18 protein-coding genes and 4 tRNA genes are annotated in these 16,594 nt (G+C 69.5%); 18 read left to right on the top strand and 4 right to left on the bottom strand.

Going from position 1 to position 16,594, the window contains the following annotated elements:
• Nucleotides 1-52: 52 nt before the first annotated feature.
• Entirely contained in the window at nt 53-1,234 is a 1,182-nt protein-coding gene (locus AC3WLB_RS09350) for an alpha/beta hydrolase family protein (protein ID WP_492505330.1), read from the top strand.
• Between the two features lie 6 nt (nt 1,235-1,240).
• Here AC3WLB_RS09350 and AC3WLB_RS09345 read toward each other — a convergent pair whose 3' ends face one another.
• On the bottom strand, nt 1,241-1,678 hold the full coding sequence (locus tag AC3WLB_RS09345; protein ID WP_022895003.1) for a SufE family protein: 438 nt from the start codon (nt 1,676-1,678) through the stop codon (nt 1,241-1,243).
• A 27-nt stretch (nt 1,679-1,705) separates the two neighbouring features.
• The gene (locus AC3WLB_RS09340) at nt 1,706-2,608 is read right to left on the bottom strand and encodes a sulfurtransferase (protein WP_492505328.1); all 903 of its coding nucleotides are present in this window, start codon (nt 2,606-2,608) and stop codon (nt 1,706-1,708) included.
• A 102-nt stretch (nt 2,609-2,710) separates the two neighbouring features.
• On the opposite strand from AC3WLB_RS09340, the gene zapE reads away from it, so the two are divergent.
• Complete coding sequence (zapE, locus tag AC3WLB_RS09335; RefSeq protein WP_492505326.1) at nt 2,711-3,745, top strand: cell division protein ZapE; 1,035 nt, start codon at nt 2,711-2,713, stop codon at nt 3,743-3,745.
• A gap of 147 nt (nt 3,746-3,892) precedes the next feature.
• Nucleotides 3,893-5,131 (top strand): ammonium transporter, encoded by a 1,239-nt coding sequence (locus AC3WLB_RS09330; protein WP_492505324.1) that lies wholly within the window; start codon nt 3,893-3,895, stop codon nt 5,129-5,131.
• Between the two features lie 26 nt (nt 5,132-5,157).
• Here the strand turns inward: AC3WLB_RS09330 and AC3WLB_RS09325 are convergent, their stop codons facing one another.
• Together AC3WLB_RS09325 and AC3WLB_RS09320 are read right to left on the bottom strand one after the other, a co-directional pair.
• Nucleotides 5,158-6,387, bottom strand: coding sequence for an EI24 domain-containing protein (locus AC3WLB_RS09325; protein ID WP_492505322.1), 1,230 nt, complete (start codon nt 6,385-6,387; stop codon nt 5,158-5,160).
• 98 nt (nt 6,388-6,485) lie between these two features.
• Nucleotides 6,486-6,558, bottom strand: a tRNA-Val gene (locus AC3WLB_RS09320).
• A gap of 77 nt (nt 6,559-6,635) precedes the next feature.
• Here AC3WLB_RS09320 and AC3WLB_RS09315 point away from each other — a divergent pair.
• The 15 genes from AC3WLB_RS09315 (at nt 6,636) to ruvB (ending at nt 16,566) form a co-directional block, all read left to right on the top strand.
• Nucleotides 6,636-7,100 carry a DUF4190 domain-containing protein gene (locus tag AC3WLB_RS09315; protein ID WP_492505320.1) on the top strand — a complete coding sequence of 155 codons (465 nt, stop codon included), beginning with the start codon at nt 6,636-6,638 and terminating at the stop codon, nt 7,098-7,100.
• A gap of 104 nt (nt 7,101-7,204) precedes the next feature.
• Nucleotides 7,205-7,276: transfer RNA gene (locus AC3WLB_RS09310), tRNA-Gly, on the top strand.
• A 51-nt stretch (nt 7,277-7,327) separates the two neighbouring features.
• Nucleotides 7,328-7,401 (top strand) — tRNA-Cys (locus AC3WLB_RS09305).
• An 11-nt stretch (nt 7,402-7,412) separates the two neighbouring features.
• A tRNA-Val gene (locus AC3WLB_RS09300) sits at nt 7,413-7,487 on the top strand.
• A 79-nt stretch (nt 7,488-7,566) separates the two neighbouring features.
• The gene (locus AC3WLB_RS09295) at nt 7,567-8,145 is read left to right on the top strand and encodes an alpha/beta fold hydrolase (protein ID WP_492505318.1); all 579 of its coding nucleotides are present in this window, start codon (nt 7,567-7,569) and stop codon (nt 8,143-8,145) included.
• A 407-nt stretch (nt 8,146-8,552) separates the two neighbouring features.
• On the top strand, nt 8,553-8,912 hold the full coding sequence (locus tag AC3WLB_RS09290) for a PGPGW domain-containing protein (RefSeq protein ID WP_492505316.1): 360 nt from the start codon (nt 8,553-8,555) through the stop codon (nt 8,910-8,912).
• Between the two features lie 19 nt (nt 8,913-8,931).
• On the top strand, nt 8,932-9,339 hold the full coding sequence (locus AC3WLB_RS09285) for a hypothetical protein (RefSeq protein WP_022895041.1): 408 nt from the start codon (nt 8,932-8,934) through the stop codon (nt 9,337-9,339).
• A gap of 108 nt (nt 9,340-9,447) precedes the next feature.
• Nucleotides 9,448-11,382 carry a threonine--tRNA ligase gene (thrS, locus tag AC3WLB_RS09280; protein ID WP_051047620.1) on the top strand — a complete coding sequence of 645 codons (1,935 nt, stop codon included), beginning with the start codon at nt 9,448-9,450 and terminating at the stop codon, nt 11,380-11,382.
• Entirely contained in the window at nt 11,382-11,978 is a 597-nt protein-coding gene (locus AC3WLB_RS09275; protein ID WP_022895039.1) for an HIT family protein, read from the top strand. Before thrS ends, AC3WLB_RS09275 begins: the two co-directional genes overlap by 1 nt.
• A gap of 26 nt (nt 11,979-12,004) precedes the next feature.
• Entirely contained in the window at nt 12,005-12,904 is a 900-nt protein-coding gene (pdxS, locus tag AC3WLB_RS09270; RefSeq protein ID WP_022895038.1) for a pyridoxal 5'-phosphate synthase lyase subunit PdxS, read from the top strand.
• Nucleotides 12,894-13,499 carry a pyridoxal 5'-phosphate synthase glutaminase subunit PdxT gene (pdxT, locus tag AC3WLB_RS09265; protein ID WP_022895037.1) on the top strand — a complete coding sequence of 202 codons (606 nt, stop codon included), beginning with the start codon at nt 12,894-12,896 and terminating at the stop codon, nt 13,497-13,499. Before pdxS ends, pdxT begins: the two co-directional genes overlap by 11 nt.
• Before the next feature lie 46 nt (nt 13,500-13,545).
• The gene (locus AC3WLB_RS09260; protein ID WP_022895036.1) at nt 13,546-14,304 is read left to right on the top strand and encodes a YebC/PmpR family DNA-binding transcriptional regulator; all 759 of its coding nucleotides are present in this window, start codon (nt 13,546-13,548) and stop codon (nt 14,302-14,304) included.
• 11 nt (nt 14,305-14,315) lie between these two features.
• Complete coding sequence (gene ruvC / locus AC3WLB_RS09255) at nt 14,316-14,903, top strand: crossover junction endodeoxyribonuclease RuvC (protein ID WP_492505312.1); 588 nt, start codon at nt 14,316-14,318, stop codon at nt 14,901-14,903.
• Nucleotides 14,900-15,532, top strand: a complete 633-nt coding sequence (gene ruvA / locus AC3WLB_RS09250) for a Holliday junction branch migration protein RuvA (protein ID WP_492505310.1) — start codon at nt 14,900-14,902, stop codon at nt 15,530-15,532. Before ruvC ends, ruvA begins: the two co-directional genes overlap by 4 nt.
• A complete protein-coding gene (gene ruvB, locus AC3WLB_RS09245) occupies nt 15,529-16,566 on the top strand; it encodes a Holliday junction branch migration DNA helicase RuvB (RefSeq protein ID WP_492505308.1) in 1,038 nt (345 codons plus the stop codon). The genes ruvA and ruvB overlap by 4 nt, the downstream gene beginning before the upstream one ends.
• Nucleotides 16,567-16,594: the final 28 nt, after the last annotated feature.

The raw sequence follows: 16,594 nt of genomic DNA, 5'->3' as shown, positions 1-16,594 counted from the left end.
TTACGTTCCGGGCGGCGCAGGCACGCCGGGTGGAGTCGTGGAGGGCGGAATCATGGGTTCGAGGTCAGCCGAGCCGGCTCGCGTCCCCGGGTGGGCCGTGGTGGCGCTGGTCGCGGGCACGGCCGCCACCCTCGTGGCCGCGGGGGGCGCGGTGCTCACCGCGCTGATGTCACGGGCCATCGTCATCCCGTCGCTGCCGGTCGACGACGTTCGCATCCTCGGCTACGACGAGGAGAACGGCACCGTCGCCCTCTCGGTCGACGCCGACTCGATCCTGCCGGGCCTCTACAGCCTCCGCTTCTCGGGCGACACGGGGCACGCCCGGCTCGGCGAGGTGCTGAGCGTCTCCGACGGGATCGTGGTGCGTTCGGTCATCCAGGTCGACTACGGCGACCTCGCGCGGGCGCGTAACGGACGCATCAGCGGCTGGTTCTACATCCACCCGCGTGAGCTCGAGGTGCCGGTCGAGGAGGTCGAGGTGTTCACCCAGGTCGGGCCGGCACCCGCCTGGTACGTGCCGTCGGCGGAGGCGTCGAGCACCAAATGGGTCATCCAGGTGCACGGGCGCGGGGTACGGCGCGGTGAGACCATCCGCGCCATCCTGGTGTTCCGGGCGCACGGCTACCACTCGCTGCACATCTCCTACCGCAACGACGGCGAGGCGCCGCGCTCGGCCGACGGCCGTTACGCGCTCGGCGACACCGAGTGGCAGGACCTCGACGCCGCGATCACGTACGCCGTCGACCACGGCGCCACCGACATCGTGCTGATGGGCTGGTCGATGGGTGGTGCGATCGCCCTGCAGGCGATGGGGCGGGCGGTGCACCGCGAGCGCATCCGAGCGATCGCGCTGGAGTCGCCGGCCGTCGACTGGCGTGACGTGCTGCGGTACCACGGCCGGGCCCGGCACGCGCCCGAACTCGTCGGCGATGCGGCGTTCGCCACCATCACGCACCCGTGGGGCGGCGTGGTCACCGGCCAGCAGCAGCCGCTCGACCTCGACCGGCTCGACTTCGTGAAGCGCTCCGACGAGGTCGACGTTCCCCTGCTCATCCTGCACTCCGACGACGACGGCTACGTGCCCTCCACCGGCTCCCGCAAGCTCGCCGAGGCGCGGCCCGACCTCGTGACCTTCGTGCCCTTCTCCGTGGCCCGGCACACCAAGCTCTGGAACTACGACCGCGCCAAGTGGACCACCGCGATCGACGCCTGGCTCACCGCCAACGCCCTCTGAGGTCGGCTAGGCGGCGAGACGCTCGCGGATCTGCCGCTTCGTGCGGCCGAGCATCGCCGTCATGCCGCGGATGCGCAGCGGCGACACCGCCTCGGTGAGGCCGATCGTGTTCGGGAAGTCGTCGGGGATGGCCAGCACCTCGTCGACGCCGAGCCCGTCGATGCCCTGCACCAGGATCGACGCGAAGCCGCGCGTCGTCGGCGCCTCCTTCGGAGCGGTCGCGAACAGGTGCACCACGCCGTCGGTCACCTCCACGAAGATGAACACGGGCGACTGGCACTCCACGACCTGTTCGAAGAGATCCGGATGCTCGGCGTACCGCTCAGGCAACGCCGGCAGCTCGTTCGAGAACTCGAGCAGCATCTCGAGGCGGTCGCGCTGCTCGAGCGCGAGGAAGTCGTCGCGGATGGAGGCGAGCGAGGCGGGGAGCGTGGTGTCGGTCATCCCCTCCAGTATCCCTCGCGTTCGCACCTACCGGTGCGCGGGCACCTCGCCGCGCTCGACGCCGCGCACGATCGGCACCCGCACCGTGCTGCCCCACTCGGTCCAGGAGCCGTCGTAGTTGCGCACGTTCTCGAAACCGAGCAGATGCGTGAGCACGAACCAGGTGTGGCTCGACCGCTCGCCGATCCGGCAGTACGCGATCACCGGCTCGCCGTGGGCGAGACCCGCCTCGCCGCGGTAGATCGCATCCAGTTCGCCGACCGGCTTGAAGGTGCCGTCCTCGGCGGCCGCACGACCCCAGGGCACGTTCGCGGCGCTCGGGATGTGCCCGGCCCGCAGAGCGCCCTCCTCGGGGTAGGCGGGTGCGGTGGTGCGCTCGCCGCTGTACTCCTCGGGGGAGCGGACGTCGATCAGCGGATGCCCGAGGTGCGCGAGCACGTCGTCCTTGTACGCACGGATGCGCGAGTCGTCGCGCTCGACGACCGGGTACTCCGCCGGGGTGGGAGCCGGGCGGTCGGTGGTGATCGGGCGGCCCTCGGCGATCCACTTGTCGCGGCCGCCGTCGAGCAGCCGGACGTCGTCGTGGCCGAACAGGGTGAAGACCCAGAGGGCGTAGGCGGCCCACCAGTTGTTCTTGTCGCCGTAGATCACGACGGTGTCGTCGCGGGAGATGCCCTTGCCGCCGAGGAGCGCGGCGAAGCCGGCGCCGTCGATGTAGTCGCGCTCGACCGGGTCGTTGAGGTCGGTGTGCCAGTCGATCTTCACGGCGCCCGGGATGTGCCCGGTCTCGTAGAGCAGCACGTCCTCGTCGCTCTCGACCACGACGAGTCCGGGTTCGCCGAGGTGCGCTTCGAGCCAGTCGCCCGAGACCAGGCGTTCGGGGTGGGCGTATCCGGCGAACTTCTCGGCGGGATCGGTGTCGACAGTCATTTCACAACCTCCAGTTAGGGTAGGTACAACCCCACACGAATCTATGTCTTCCCGACTCCCCGCTGCACGCCGCGGGTCACATCTCGACACACAGGATCACAGATGACAGGTGAGCGGCAGGCCGTCGCCCCGCGCTTGACCGAGCGCGCCCCCTCGATCTCCGGCGCCGAACTCGCCGGCACCCTCGTGCCGCCGCGGCAGTTCGACCACGCGTCGTTCGAGAACTACCGCCCCGACCGCGATTACCCGTCGCAGGGCGAGGCGCTGGCGAAGATCCGGCACTTCGCCGACGGCTGGAAGCCCGCCAAGGCCGGCGGCTTCTTCGGCCGGGGTAAGAAGACGCCACCGGCGAAGCCCGGCATCTACCTCGACGGCGGCTTCGGTGTCGGCAAGACCCACCTGCTGGCCGCGCTCTGGCACGCCGCGCCGGGGCCGAAGTACTTCGGCACCTTCATCGAGTACACCGCCCTCATCGGCGCCCTCGGCTACGCCAACGCCGTGCAGCTGTTCGCCGGCGCGAAATTCATCGCCATCGACGAGTTCGAGCTCGACGACCCGGGCGACACGATGCTCATGACCCGCTTCCTCGGCGAGCTCGTCGCGAAGGGCACCCGCCTGGCCGCCACGTCCAACACCCCGCCGAACGCGCTCGGCGAGGGCCGGTTCGCGGCGAGCGACTTCCTGCGTGAGATCCAGGCCATCGCCGACCGGTTCGACATCGTGCGCATCGACGGGCTCGACTACCGCCGCCGCGACATCGAGGGCCACGCCGTCGCGCTCGCCGCGGGCGCCGAGTTCGACGCCGCGGTCGACGCGCACCTCACCGCGGGGGAGCGGCTCACGATCGACTCCTTCGGCGAGCTGGTGCGGCACCTCGGCACCATCCACCCGTCGCGCTACATCAAGCTGATCGACGGCGTCGACACCATCGCCCTCAGCGACGTGACGCCGCTGACCGACCAGACGGATGCGCTGCGCCTGGTGGCCTTCATCGACCGCGTCTACGACGCGCAGATCGGCATCCTCGCCTCCGGTGTGCCGCTCGACGAGGTGTTCGCGGGCGACATGCTGAACGGCGGGTACCGCAAGAAATACCTCCGCGCGGCGTCGCGCATGATCGCGTCGGCGACTCGCTGACGATTCGCGGCTGGCCGAAACACGATGTTTACATTCGGCCGCGGCGTGTAACACGGCGTACACACGCGGCGTCGTCTCGCGAAATCTCTCTTCGGCAGACTGCCACATGCCTGCAAGTGCACGCATGTTCTAGAGAGGTACAGTCATATGGAAGAAGTAACCGGCAACCTGAACTCCCTGTGGTTGCTCGTTGCAGCCGCCCTTGTGCTCCTGATGACCCCCGGTGTCGCGTTCTTCTACGGCGGCATGGTCAAAGCGAAGTCCGTCATCTCGATGATGATGATGAGCTTTGGAGCGATGGGCCTCGTCGGCGTCCTCTGGGTGCTGTACGGGTACGGGCTGGCGTTCGGCACCCCCCTCATCCCCGGCATCGTCGGCAACCCCTTCGACGGTTCGATCGGGCTCGGCAGCCTGCTCGGTCTCGGTGAGGGCGGCGCGATGGACCCCGACCTCGCAGGCCTCGCCTTCGCGGGCTTCCAGGCCACCTTCGCCATCATCACCGTGGCGCTGATCTCCGGTGCGATCGCCGACCGCGCCAAGTTCGGCGCGTGGATGCTCTTCGCGGGCATCTGGGTCACCGTCGTCTACTTCCCGGTCGCCTTCATGGTCTTCAACCTCGCCGAGGGCTGGGCTCCGGTCTGGGGCGTCAACGACTTCGCCGGTGGAACCGCGGTGCACATCAACGCCGGTGCGGCAGCGCTCGCTCTGGCGCTCGTGCTCGGCAAGCGCGTCGGCTTCCAGAAGGGCATCCAGAAGCCGCACAACGTGCCGCTCACCCTCCTCGGCGCGTCGCTGCTGTGGTTCGGCTGGTTCGGCTTCAACGCCGGTTCTGAGGCAGCCGTCGACGGTGTCGCCGCGATCGCCTGGATCAACACCCTCGCCGCTCCCGCCGCCGCCATCATCGGCTGGCTCGTCGTCGAGAAGATCAAGGACGGCAAGCCCACCTCGATCGGTGCCGCCTCGGGCGCCGTCGCCGGCCTCGTCGCCATCACCCCGGCCTGTAACATCCTCACCCCGGGCTGGGCGATCGTGCTCGGCATCCTCGCCGGTGCCGTCTGCGCCCTGGCGATCGAGCTGAAGTTCAAGCTGGGCTTCGACGACTCGCTCGACGTGGTGGGCATCCACCTGGTCGGCGGTCTCATCGGAACGCTCTACATCGGCATCTTCGGCGCCGGCATCGGCCTGCTCGACACCGGTTCGGGCGAGCAGCTGTTGAAGCAGTTCGTGGCCGCCGTCGTGGTCATGGTCTACTCCTTCGTGATGGCCTTCATCATCGGCTGGATCATCCAGAAGACGATGGGCTTCCGCATCAAGAACGAGGACGAGGTCGCCGGCGTGGACACCACCGTGCACGGCGAAGAGGGCTACGTGCTCGAAGCCGTCTGATTCCCGTCACAGCCTGCAGCGGGGCGTCATCCTTCGGGATGGCGCCCCGCTTCGGCGTTGCCGGCTGCGAGAGCGTCGCGGGCGAGCATCGTGGCGCCCGCGACCGCGGCGGGCATGGCGAGCACGGCACCGAGCGGGATGAGGAAGACGAGGTAGACGGCCACCCCGAAACCGAGGGTGCGGGCGCGGCGGATGCCGAGCATCCGTCTGCGGTCGCGGAGGCGCAGCTCACGGGCGTCGAAGGCGAAGCCGGTGAGTTCGAGTGCCAGCACCCAGCCGCCGAAGAACGCGGCGAGCACCGGCACGGCGATCGTGCCGACGACCGGGATGAGTCCGGCGAAGAACAGCAGCACGCCGATGATGGCGGTGAGGGCGAGGATGCGCAGCCCTGCGCCGATCCCGCGCCCGAGGAGCCGCCAGAAGTCGCCTGAGGGCTCGGCGGGCGGGTCGCCGAGGGTCTGTTCGGTCGCACGCCAGATGCGCTCGTAGAACGGGTCGCCGACCGCCAGGGTGATGGCGGTGTAGGTGAACACGACGAGCAGGATGCCCGCGGCCACCAGCGCGAGGGCGGCGGAGACGCGCACGATGCTCTGCCAGGGTTCGTCCCAGCCGTCGGCGAACGGCGTCACGAGCCTCGCGAGGTCGGGGGAGAACACCGCGAGCACGATGAGCCCGGCGAGATAGAACAGCGCCACGACGAACGCCGGCAGTGCCCCCAGCAGCATGAGCCGCGGCCGTCGCGCCCACACCGCGAGCCCCCGCCCGAGCACCCCGACGCCTCCGAAGAACTCCCGGATCATGCCCCGAGCGTACCCCGACCCCCACCCTCGGCTCAGAGCCGGAAGGCGATCATCTGACCGGTGGCGGTGATGGTCACCGTGAAGACACCCTCGACGACGCCAGGCGATGGGACCGGGATGACGACGCTGCCCGTCGCCGTCCCGTTCGGGAAGAGCGGCGGATGCTCGTAGAGCGAATCCGGCCGCGAAGGGGCGGATGAGCTGGCGGGATGAGCGGTGCCATCGGGTGTGCGGTAGGCGAACTCGACCTCGTTCGTCCCGGCAGTGGCCGGTGCCGACGTAGGTGAGCTGGGTCGGCAGCACGATGAAATGCTGATCGGCGTAGTCGGGGATGCGGAGGAACTCGTTCGGGCCCGCGTCGAGCAGCGGCTGACGCAGGGCGATCACCCACGCGGTGCCCCCGGTGGTGACGACGACGGTGGCGCCGAGCGGGTACAGCCTGTGCCCACTGTTCACTCAGGATCATGCTGCGGTGCCCAGCCGTGGACCGATCCCGATGACCCAGCCATTAACGACGTCGGGTCCCCGTGTACGGGGACCCGACCATGAACACGTGGGCGATACCGGACTCGAACCGATGACCTCTTCCGTGTGAAGGAAGCGCGCTACCAACTGCGCCAATCGCCCGTGGACAAGTAACGATAGTAGCGGACGCCGGGGGCTGGTGCGTGCACATCGGGGTGGCGAGGTCCTAGAGTTCAGAAATGAGCATCCCGCCGCCCTATCCCGAACCCGCGCAGCAGCCTTACGGCTACGGGGCTCCGGCGCCCTACGCCGGTCCGTTCGGCGCCCCGGTGCGGGCCGGTGACAGGCGGCCCGTCACCGCGATCGTCTCGCTGGTGCTCGGCGCCGTCGTCTTCGCCGGCACGATCGTGGCCAAGATCGCTGCGGCCGCTGTGACCGACACTCCGGAGGGCGTGCTGTCGGCGTTGGGGGTCGCATCCTTCTTCAGCCTGCTGTTGATCGTGCCGGCGATCGTGCTCGGCCATCTCGCGCTGGCGCGCACCGGCCGGGGTGCCCGGGTGGGGCGCGGCCTGGCGGCGGGCGCTCTGGTGCTCGCCTACGTCGACCTGGCCCTGTTCCTCGCGCGCATGCTCACCGCGGCGATCGCCACGGCCGGTCTCGGCGACCCCAGCGCTCTCTTCTACGAGATGTTCTATTGGGTGTGACACGCCGCGTTCCCACCGGATTCACGTCGTCGGCGTGTCCTGGTTTGGCAATCGTCGACAAGGTCGGATAGAGTCTCATCCGCACGCAGAAATGCGAGCGAAATGCGGATGTGGCGCAGTGGTAGCGCATCACCTTGCCAAGGTGAGGGTCGCGAGTTCGAATCTCGTCATCCGCTCGAGTGAAGTTACTCGTTTATGGAAGCCACGGTTTTCATGGGCAAGATCTGGGTGGCGTGGCCGAGAGGCGAGGCAGCGGCCTGCAAAGCCGTCCACACGGGTTCAAATCCCGTCGCCACCTCCACTCGGTCGCTTGGGCGATTGGCGCAGCGGTAGCGCGCTTCCCTGACACGGAAGAGGTCACTGGTTCGATCCCAGTATCGCCCACCACAACAACAAGGCTCCCGGACAACCTCTGGGGGCCTTCGTCGTTTCATCGACGTTCCAGACCAGTTGCGGGAGGCCCACCATGACCGACACCAAGACCTTCGACCCCGAGACGCGGGCCATCGCCTACGCCGACGAGGGGCGCGGACCCGCCGTGGTGCTGTTGGCCGGCGACGCCGTCAGCCTCGACGACCTGGCCGGGCTCGCCCACTCAGTCGCGACCGAGGACTTCCGCGTGGTGCGGGTCGCCGCGCCCACCGCCACGGATGCGACTGCCCGTGAGCAGGCGGCACGCGACATCGTCGATCTGCTCGACGAGCTCGGCATCGCGCGCGCCTGGATCGGCGGACACGCGACCGGCGGCTCGATCGCCCGCCTCGTCGCCGTCGGCCACCGTGACCGCGTCGACGGCGTGCTGCTGCTCGGTGTCGAGCGCCCCGAGGGCGAGGAGGCACTGCCCGAGCTCGCCGAGGCCATCCCGGTGCTCGTCATCCAGGGCGCCGACGACGAGGTGCTCCCGGCCGCGAACGGCGAGCGGCTGAAGGCGGATGCGCCTGGTCTCGTCAGCGTCGTCACCGTCCCCGACGCGGGCCACCGCTTCCCGGTCACCCACGTGGGCGCCACCTCCTGGGCCATCGAGGACTACCTCGACTGGGACTGACGCCCGGCCGGCCGGCCCCGCGCATCCGGCGCTCAGAAGTCGATGCGGTAGACGCGGCGGCGCGGCGTCGGAGCCGACGTACAGCTCGCCGCAGGTGATGTCGGCTCCCGGTTCGACCACCATCGGGTAGCCCTCGAGGGCGAGGACGCCGCGCCGGCGGGCGAACTCCGGCGTCGCCCCGGTCTTCGGATCGACCGGCCCACGGTACGCGCATCCGCAGCAGTCGCGGGCAGGCACCGCCTGGAACTCGCGGTCGCGGAACTTGAACCTTTGACAGCGGCAGCGCGCCGGCTCCCCCCGTTCGCCGAACACGGCATCGAGGTCGGCCCGGCTCGCCTCGTTCGCGGGCACCACCCGGACGGTGTCGATTTCGGCCATGTCTCAGTCAAACCCCGTACGGTCGCAGCATGGAAGAGCAGCCGACCCCGACGAAGCCTGGTCTTGCCCGGCGCACCCGCGCGCTCATCCGCCAGCATCCGACCGCGAACCGTGTCTACCGCACCGGGGTGGGTGTGGCAGGCGCCGGCACGGTCGCGCTCGGCATCGTGATGATCCCGCTGCCCGGCCCGGGTGCGCTCATCGCCGTCGGCGGCCTGGCCCTCCTCGGCACCGAGTTCGACGGCGCGAAGAAGGTCAGCACGAAGGCGAACGCGGTGGCGAAGAAGGGCTACGACGCGGCCCGCGCGAAGGCCGCCGACCGGCGTGCCGCGCGAACCGCCCGCAAGGCTGCGGAACAGCGCGGGGGTGCGGCACCCGATCGGGGGTGATTTCCGCTATCTTCGACACATGGGGAACAGCGAGACGACCGACCTTCCGTCGCGGCGCACCGCGCTCAAACTCGCCGCGTGGAGCGTGCCCGTCGTAGCGGTGGCCGTGGCTGCGCCGGCGGCCGCCGCCAGCGACGAGAACAGCACCTACTACATCTACCAGTCCTACGCAGGCTGGACGGGGGGCGACTTCGTGCTGGAGGCCTACGTCTACCTCCGTTCGACCAACGCCGGCGTCGGCGGGCTCCCGGTGACCTGGACGGTCGTCGAGACCGGTCAGGTCTTCACCGGCACGAGCACCGACAACGGCTACGCCCGTGCACAAGCGGTGCCGAGTGCCGTCGTCGGCACCCCCGGCTTCGTCGACATCGCGTCGCAGGACGCGACCCATCGCGAGCAGGTGCAGGGAGAGCGTCCGCCGGTCTGAGCCGCGCCGTCGCGTCGATAGGATTGGTGGATTCGATTCGACGGAAACAGGAGCACCGCACCCGTGGCAACAGGATTTGATCTCTTCACTGACCGGGCCGTCGTGGCCATGCGCGTCAACGGTGAACTGAAAGACCTGGCCACCACGGTGACCGATGCGGATGCGGTCGAGGCGGTCACGATCGACAGCCCCGACGGGCTCGCCATCCTCCGGCACTCGGCGGCGCACGTCGCCGCGCAGGCCGTGCAGGCCATCAATCCGGAGGCGAAGCTCGGCATCGGCCCGCCCATCACCGACGGCTTCTACTACGACTTCGACGTCGCCGAGCCCTTCACCCCGGAGGACCTCAAGGCGATCGAGAAGGGCATGGAGCGCATCATCCGGCAGGGGCAGCGCTTCGTGCGCCGCGTCGTGACCGAGGGCGAGGCGCGCGCCGAACTCGCGAACGAGCCCTACAAGCTCGAGCTGATCGGCCTCAAGGGGGCCGGCAGCGACGACAGCGAGCTGAACGCCGACAACGAGTCGGTGGAGGTCGGCGGCGCCGAGCTCACCATCTACGACAACGTCGACCCGAAGACCGGCGAGACCGTCTGGAAAGACCTCTGCCGCGGCCCGCACCTGCCGAGTACCCGCATGATCGGCAACGGCTTCGCGCTCACCCGGCTGGCGGCCGCCTACTGGCGCGGCTCGGAGAAGAACAAGCAGCTGCAGCGTGTCTACGGCACCGCGTGGCCCTCGAAAGACGAGCTGCGCGCCTACCAGACCCGCATCGAGGAGGCCGCGAAGCGCGACCACCGCAAGCTCGGGTCGGAGCTCGACCTGTTCTCCTTCCCCGACGAGATCGGGTCGGGCCTCGCGGTCTTCCACCCGAAGGGCGGCATCATCCGCGCCGAGATCGAGGGGTACCTGCGGCAGCAGCTGGTGGCCGGCGGCTACGAACTCGTGAACACCCCGCACATCACCAAGGCCCACCTGTTCGAGACCAGCGGTCACCTGCACTGGTACAAGGAGGGCATGTTCCCGGCCATGCACCTCGACCAGGAAGAGGATGCCGAGGGCAACATCACGAAGCAGGGCCAGGACTACTACCTGAAGCCCATGAACTGCCCGATGCACAACCTGATCTTCCGCGCCCGTGGCCGCAGCTACCGCGAGCTGCCGTTGCGCCTGGCGGAGTTCGGCACCGTCTACCGCTACGAGAAGAGCGGCACCCTGTCCGGTCTCACCCGGGTGCGCGGCCTCACCCAGGACGACGCGCACATCTACGTCGAGCAGAGCGAGGTGCGCGAGGAGCTCACCCGGCAGATCGACTTCATGCTCGAGGTGCTGCGCGGCTACGGGTTGAACGACTTCTACCTCGAACTCTCCACCCGCGACCCCGAGAAGTCGGTCGGCACCGACGAGATGTGGGAGACCGCCACCGAGACCCTGCGCGAGGTGGCGATCGCCTCGGGCCTCGAACTCGTGCCCGACCCCGGGGGAGCGGCGTTCTACGGACCGAAGATCTCGGTCCAGGCCCGCGACGCGATCGGCCGCACCTGGCAGCTGTCGACCATCCAGCTCGACTTCAACCAGCCCGAGCTGTTCGAGCTGGAGTACACCGCGTCCGACGGCACCAAGCAGCAGCCGGTGATGATCCACCGTGCCCTGCTCGGTTCGATCGAGCGATTCTTCGCCATCCTGCTCGAGCACTACGCCGGCGCCTTCCCGGTCTGGCTCGCGCCCGTTCAGGTCGTGGGCATCCCGATCTCCGACGAGCACGCCGACTACCTGGCCGAGGTCATCCGGCGACTGAAGAAGCGGGGCATCCGCGCCGAGCTGGACGACTCGGCCGACCGCATGCAGAAGAAGATCCGCACCCACACCAAAGACAAGGTGCCGGTGCTGCTCATCGCGGGTGCCGACGACACGGCGGCGGGCTCGGTGAGCTTCCGCTTCCGCGACGGTTCGCAGGAGAACGGCGTGCCGGTCGACGACGCGATCGAGCGCATCGTGGCCAGCGTCGAGCAGCACCTGCAGGTGAGCACCGCAGGTCAGCTCTGATGACGACGGATGCGCCGGGCGGCGGCAACTACGGTCCCCACGAGTTCGACGACCTCGGCGTCGAGCCGTCGAGCGACTTCGCCGCCGTGCCGGACTCCTTCCAGCGCCTCTGGACGCCGCACCGGATGGTCTACATCCAGGGCGGGGAGCAGCCGCACATCGACGAGTGCCCGTTCGACCGGGCGCCGACGCTGAGCGACGAGGAGGGGCTGATCGTGGCGCGCGGTGAGCACGCCTACGTGCTGCTCAACCTCTTCCCGTACAACTCGGGTCATCTTCTGGTCTGCCCGTATCGTCATGTGGCCACCTACGACGAGGCCAATCGCGAAGAAGTGGCTGAGATCGGCAGCCTCACCCAGACGGCGATGCGGGTGCTCCGGCAGGTGGCGCGCTGCGACGGTTTCAACATCGGAATGAACCAGGGGCGCATCGCCGGGGCCGGAGTTGCGGGGCACTTGCACCAGCACATCGTTCCGCGGTGGGCGCTCGACTCGAATTTCTTCCCCATCATCGCCGGCACGAAGGCCCTTCCGCAGCTGCTCGGCGAGGTTCGTGCCGACATCCAGGCGGCCTGGCCGGTGGCATCCGCGGGGTAGGATCGTCTCGTTTCTGAGAGGACGAGATGAGCCAGAGCACCACAGCCGAATTCGGGTCCAACCGCGTCAAGCGGGGTCTTGCGGAGATGCTGAAGGGCGGCGTCATCATGGATGTCGTCACCGCCGAGCAGGCGCGCATCGCCGAAGACGCCGGTGCGGTCGCGGTGATGGCGTTGGAGCGTGTGCCGGCCGACATCCGGTCGCAGGGCGGCGTGGCCCGAATGAGCGATCCCGACCTGATCGAGTCGATCATCGCCGAGGTGTCGATCCCGGTCATGGCGAAGGCGCGCATCGGCCACTTCGTCGAGGCCCAGGTGCTGCAGGCGCTCAACGTCGACTACATCGACGAGTCGGAGGTGCTCTCGCCGGCCGACTACGTCAACCACATCGACAAGTGGGACTTCACGGTGCCTTTCGTCTGCGGCGCCACGACCCTCGGTGAGGCGCTCCGCCGCATCAACGAGGGCGCGGCGATGATCCGCTCGAAGGGCGAGGCCGGCACCGGCGACGTGTCCGAGGCGACGAAGCACATCCGCACGATCAAGGCCGAGATCGCGGCGCTGTCGGCGATGTCGAAGGACGAGTTGTACGTCGCGGCCAAGGAGCTGCAGGCGCCCTACGACCTGGTGGTCGAGGTCGCCGAGACCGGCAAGCTGCCCGTGGTGCTGTTCACCGCCGGTGGTGTGGCGACCCCCGCCGACGCGGCCATGATGATGCAGCTCGGCGCCGACGGCGTGTTCGTGGGCTCCGGCATCTTCAAGTCGGGCAACCCCGCGAAGCGGGCCGCCGCCGTGGTCAAGGCCACCACCTTCTACGACGACCCGAGCGTCATCGCCGAGGTGTCCCGCGGGCTCGGCGAGGCCATGGTCGGCATCAACGTCGCCGACGTGCCCGCTCCGCACCGCCTCGCCGAGCGTGGCTGGTAGCGCGCCGGTCGGGGTCCTCGCCCTGCAGGGCGACTTCCGCGAGCACGTCGCTGTGCTGCGCGGACTCGGCGCGGATGTCCTCACCGTGCGGCGGCCCGAGGAGGTCGCCGCGATCGGCGGCCTGGTCATCCCGGGCGGCGAGTCGAGCGTCATGGACAAGCTGTCGCGCAGCTTCGGGGTGGCGGATGCGGTGCGCGCCGGCATCCGGGACGGCCTGCCGGTCTACGGCACCTGCGCGGGTCTCATCATGCTCGCCGACCGCATCCTCGACGGCATCCGCGATCAGCAGAGCTTCGGCGGCCTGGACGTCGCGGTGCGCCGCAACGCCTTCGGCGCTCAGACCGAGTCGTTCGAGGCCGACCTCGAGGTGCCGGTGCTCGGCGACCCGCCGATGCATGCGGTGTTCATCCGCGCCCCGGTGGTGGCGGAGCTCGGCCCGGCGGCGACGCCGCTGGCCGCGCTCGACGACGGAACCGTGGTGGCGGTGGAGCAGGGGAACCTCCTCGGCACCTCCTTCCACCCCGAGATGACGGCCGACTACCGCTTCCACCAGTACTTCTTGGCGAAGGTCGCCGCGCGCTCTGCCGGGCGCTGACGAAGCCGTCGCGTAGACTTGTCACCGATTCCTGAAGGAGATTCTCGTGTCCGGACACTCTAAATGGGCCACCACCAAGCACAAGAAGGCGGTCATCGACGCCCGCCGTGCCAAGTCGTTCGCGAAGCTCATCAAGAACATCGAAGTGGCGGCGAAGATCGGTGGTGCCGACCTCTCGGGCAACCCCACCCTCGTCGACGCGGTGCAGAAGGCCAAGAAGACCTCGGTACCCAACGACAACATCGACCGCGCCATCAAGCGGGGCGCCGGCCTCACCGGTGAGACGATCGACTACCAGACGATCATGTACGAGGGCTACGGCCCGAACGGCGTGGCGCTGCTGATCGAGTGCCTCACCGACAACAAGAACCGGGCGGCGGCGGATGTGCGCACCGCGATGACCCGTAACGGCGGCACCATGGCCGACCCCGGCAGCGTGGCCTACAACTTCAGCCGCAAAGGCGTCATCACCGTGGCCCACGCCGACGGGGTCGACGAAGACAGCATCCTGCTCGCGGTGCTCGACGCGGGGGCCGAAGAGGTCACCGACCGGGCCGAGTCGTTCGAAGTGCTGACCGATCCGTCGCAGATGGTGGCCGCGCGCACCGCGCTGCAGGAGGCGGGCATCGACTACGACTCCGCCGACGTCGAGTTCGTGGCGAGCCTCCAGGTCGAGGCCGACGCCGAGACCGCGCGCAAGGTGTTCCGGCTGATCGACGCGCTCGAAGACAGCGACGACGTGCAGAACGTCTACACCAACATCGACATCTCGGCCGAGGTGCAGGCCGAGCTCGAAGACGACTGACGGCACCGCGCATGCGGGTGTTGGGCATCGACCCGGGTCTCACCCGCTGCGGCGTCGGCATCGTCGACGTCTCGGCCACGAGGCAGGCGACGCTGGTGCACGTCTCCGTCATCCAGACGCCGCCGGACACGCCACTCGCCGAGCGGCTGATGGCGATCGCGGCCGGTATCGAACTGCTGCTCGACGAGCACCGGCCCGACAGCGTCGCCGTCGAGCGGGTGTTCGCCCAGCACAACGTGCGCACCGTGATGGGCACGGCGCAGGTCAGCGGCATCGCGCTGCTCGCCGCTGCTCGCCGCTCGCTCGAGGTCGGTCTGCACACCCCCACCGAGGTGAAGGCCGCGATCACCGGCTACGGCCAGGCCGACAAGAAGCAGGTGGGCACGATGGTGGCGAAGGTGCTGCGACTGGATGCCGTGCCGCGCCCCGCCGACGCGGCCGACGCGCTCGCCCTCGCCATCTGTCACGCCTGGCGGCTGCCGCTCGGCGCAGCGCCCGCCACCGGCGCGGTCTCGAGCCTCACCCCCGCCCAGCTCGCGTGGCGCGCCGCGGAGCAAGGCACAGCTCGCCGCCCCGCGACGCATAGGCTGGCCCGATGATCTCTGCGCTCCGCGGCTCCGTCCTCTCCGTCGCCGGTGGCACCGCCGTCATCGATGTCGGGGGAGTGGGGTTCTCGGTGGCGGTGACGCCCCGGCACGCCCTGACGATGCGCACGGGCGCCGAGGTCACTGTGCTGACGAGCCTGATCGTGCGGGAGGACAGCCTCTCGCTGTTCGGCTTCCCCGACCAAGACTCGCTCGACATCTTCACCTTGCTCGTCGGGGTGACCGGCGTGGGGCCGAAGTCGGCGCTCGGAGTGCTGGCCGAACTCACCCCGGGCGAGGTGGCGACGGCGGTGGCGCGCGAAGACGACGCGGCCTTCCGCAAGGTGAGCGGCATCGGGCCGAAGACGGCCAAGCTCATCGTGGTGTCACTGGCCGGCAAGATCGCGGCGCGCCCCGCCGACGCGTCCAGCGCATCCGCTGGCTCCGCCTCGCCCTCGCGGCAGGTGCGGGACAATGTGGAGCGCGCGCTGGTGGGCCTCGGCTGGCCCGAGCGCAGCGCCTCGGCCGCCGTCGACGAGGTGCTCGACTCGGCGTCGGATGCGGATGCGTCGAACGTGCAGTCACTGCTGCGCCTCGCGCTCGCGCTGCTCGGCCCGGCACAGAACAGCGGCAGCGCACGATGAGTTCCTTCGGCGCCGACGACCTGGTGAACCCCGAGGCCACGTCCGAGGCGGAGGTCGCGTTCGAGGGCGCGCTGCGGCCGCGATCGCTCGCGGAGTTCGTGGGCCAGCGGAAGGTGCGCGGGCAGCTGCAGCTGCTGCTCGACGCGGCCGCCATCCAAGCGCGCACGCCCGACCACATCCTGCTCGCCGGCCCGCCGGGCCTCGGCAAGACGACGCTGGCCATGATCGTCGCGCACGAGAGCGAGCGGCCGCTCCGCCTCACCAGCGGGCCCGCGATCCAGCACGCCGGCGACCTGGCGGCGGTGCTGTCCTCCCTCGTGCCCGGTGAGGTGCTGTTCATCGACGAGATCCACCGCATGGCGCGCTCCGCCGAGGAGATGCTGTACCTCGCGATGGAGGATTTCCGCATCGACATCATGGTGGGCAAGGGCGCGGGCGCGACGAGCATCCCGCTCGACCTGGCACCGTTCACCCTGGTGGGCGCCACGACCCGCTCGGGCCTCCTGCCGAATCCGCTCCGCGACCGGTTCGGCTTCACGGCGCACCTGGAGTTCTACGAGACGGAGGAGCTGGTGCAGGTCATCCGGCGGGCCGCCCAGCTGCTCGCGGTGGAGATCGGCGAAGAGGCCCTGCGCGAGATCGCGTCCCGCTCCCGGGGCACGCCGCGCATCGCCAACCGGCTGTTGCGCCGCGTGCGCGACTACGCCCTGGTCGACGGCGGCGGCGGTGCGACGCTCGAGGTCGTGCAGGCCGCGCTCGAGCTGTACGACGTCGACGAGCTGGGTCTCGACCGGCTCGACCGTGCCGTCATGACGACCATCCTCGAGCGCTTCGACGGCGGCCCGGTGGGGCTCAACACCCTCGCGGTGTCGGTGGGCGAGGAAGCAGAGACGATCGAGGCGGTGGTCGAGCCGTTCCTCGTGCGCATCGGGCTGCTCTCCCGCACCCCGCGCGGCCGCATCGCGACCAAAGCGGGCTGGGCGCACTTCGGGATCCGCAGGAATACGGATGCGCTGTTCGGCGATGACCTATAATTCAAGCTGGTCTTCAGGAGTCGTCTCT

The sequence above is a fragment of the Herbiconiux sp. FW305-C-125 genome (assembly GCF_058783455.1).
The sequence above is the reverse complement of the archived record's forward strand: the minus strand, read 5'-3'. Positions and strand labels throughout refer to the sequence as shown.

What these genes read in the sequence shown, in the direction of transcription:
- thrS (WP_051047620.1), top strand. Translation starts at nt 9,448, where the DNA reads ATGCGCGTCAACGGTGAACTGAAAGACCTGGCCACCACGGTGACCGAT.
- AC3WLB_RS09330 (WP_492505324.1), top strand. Translation starts at nt 3,893, where the DNA reads ATGGAAGAAGTAACCGGCAACCTGAACTCCCTGTGGTTGCTCGTTGCA.
- ruvC (WP_492505312.1), top strand. Translation starts at nt 14,316, where the DNA reads ATGCGGGTGTTGGGCATCGACCCGGGTCTCACCCGCTGCGGCGTCGGC.
- AC3WLB_RS09295 (WP_492505318.1), top strand. Translation starts at nt 7,567, where the DNA reads ATGACCGACACCAAGACCTTCGACCCCGAGACGCGGGCCATCGCCTAC.
- AC3WLB_RS09340 (WP_492505328.1), bottom strand. Translation starts at nt 2,608, where the DNA reads ATGACTGTCGACACCGATCCCGCCGAGAAGTTCGCCGGATACGCCCAC.
- pdxS (WP_022895038.1), top strand. Translation starts at nt 12,005, where the DNA reads ATGAGCCAGAGCACCACAGCCGAATTCGGGTCCAACCGCGTCAAGCGG.
- AC3WLB_RS09285 (WP_022895041.1), top strand. Translation starts at nt 8,932, where the DNA reads ATGGGGAACAGCGAGACGACCGACCTTCCGTCGCGGCGCACCGCGCTC.
- AC3WLB_RS09345 (WP_022895003.1), bottom strand. Translation starts at nt 1,678, where the DNA reads ATGACCGACACCACGCTCCCCGCCTCGCTCGCCTCCATCCGCGACGAC.
- AC3WLB_RS09350 (WP_492505330.1), top strand. Translation starts at nt 53, where the DNA reads ATGGGTTCGAGGTCAGCCGAGCCGGCTCGCGTCCCCGGGTGGGCCGTG.
- zapE (WP_492505326.1), top strand. Translation starts at nt 2,711, where the DNA reads ATGACAGGTGAGCGGCAGGCCGTCGCCCCGCGCTTGACCGAGCGCGCC.
- AC3WLB_RS09290 (WP_492505316.1), top strand. Translation starts at nt 8,553, where the DNA reads ATGGAAGAGCAGCCGACCCCGACGAAGCCTGGTCTTGCCCGGCGCACC.
- AC3WLB_RS09275 (WP_022895039.1), top strand. Translation starts at nt 11,382, where the DNA reads ATGACGACGGATGCGCCGGGCGGCGGCAACTACGGTCCCCACGAGTTC.
- ruvA (WP_492505310.1), top strand. Translation starts at nt 14,900, where the DNA reads ATGATCTCTGCGCTCCGCGGCTCCGTCCTCTCCGTCGCCGGTGGCACC.
- AC3WLB_RS09315 (WP_492505320.1), top strand. Translation starts at nt 6,636, where the DNA reads ATGAGCATCCCGCCGCCCTATCCCGAACCCGCGCAGCAGCCTTACGGC.
- ruvB (WP_492505308.1), top strand. Translation starts at nt 15,529, where the DNA reads ATGAGTTCCTTCGGCGCCGACGACCTGGTGAACCCCGAGGCCACGTCC.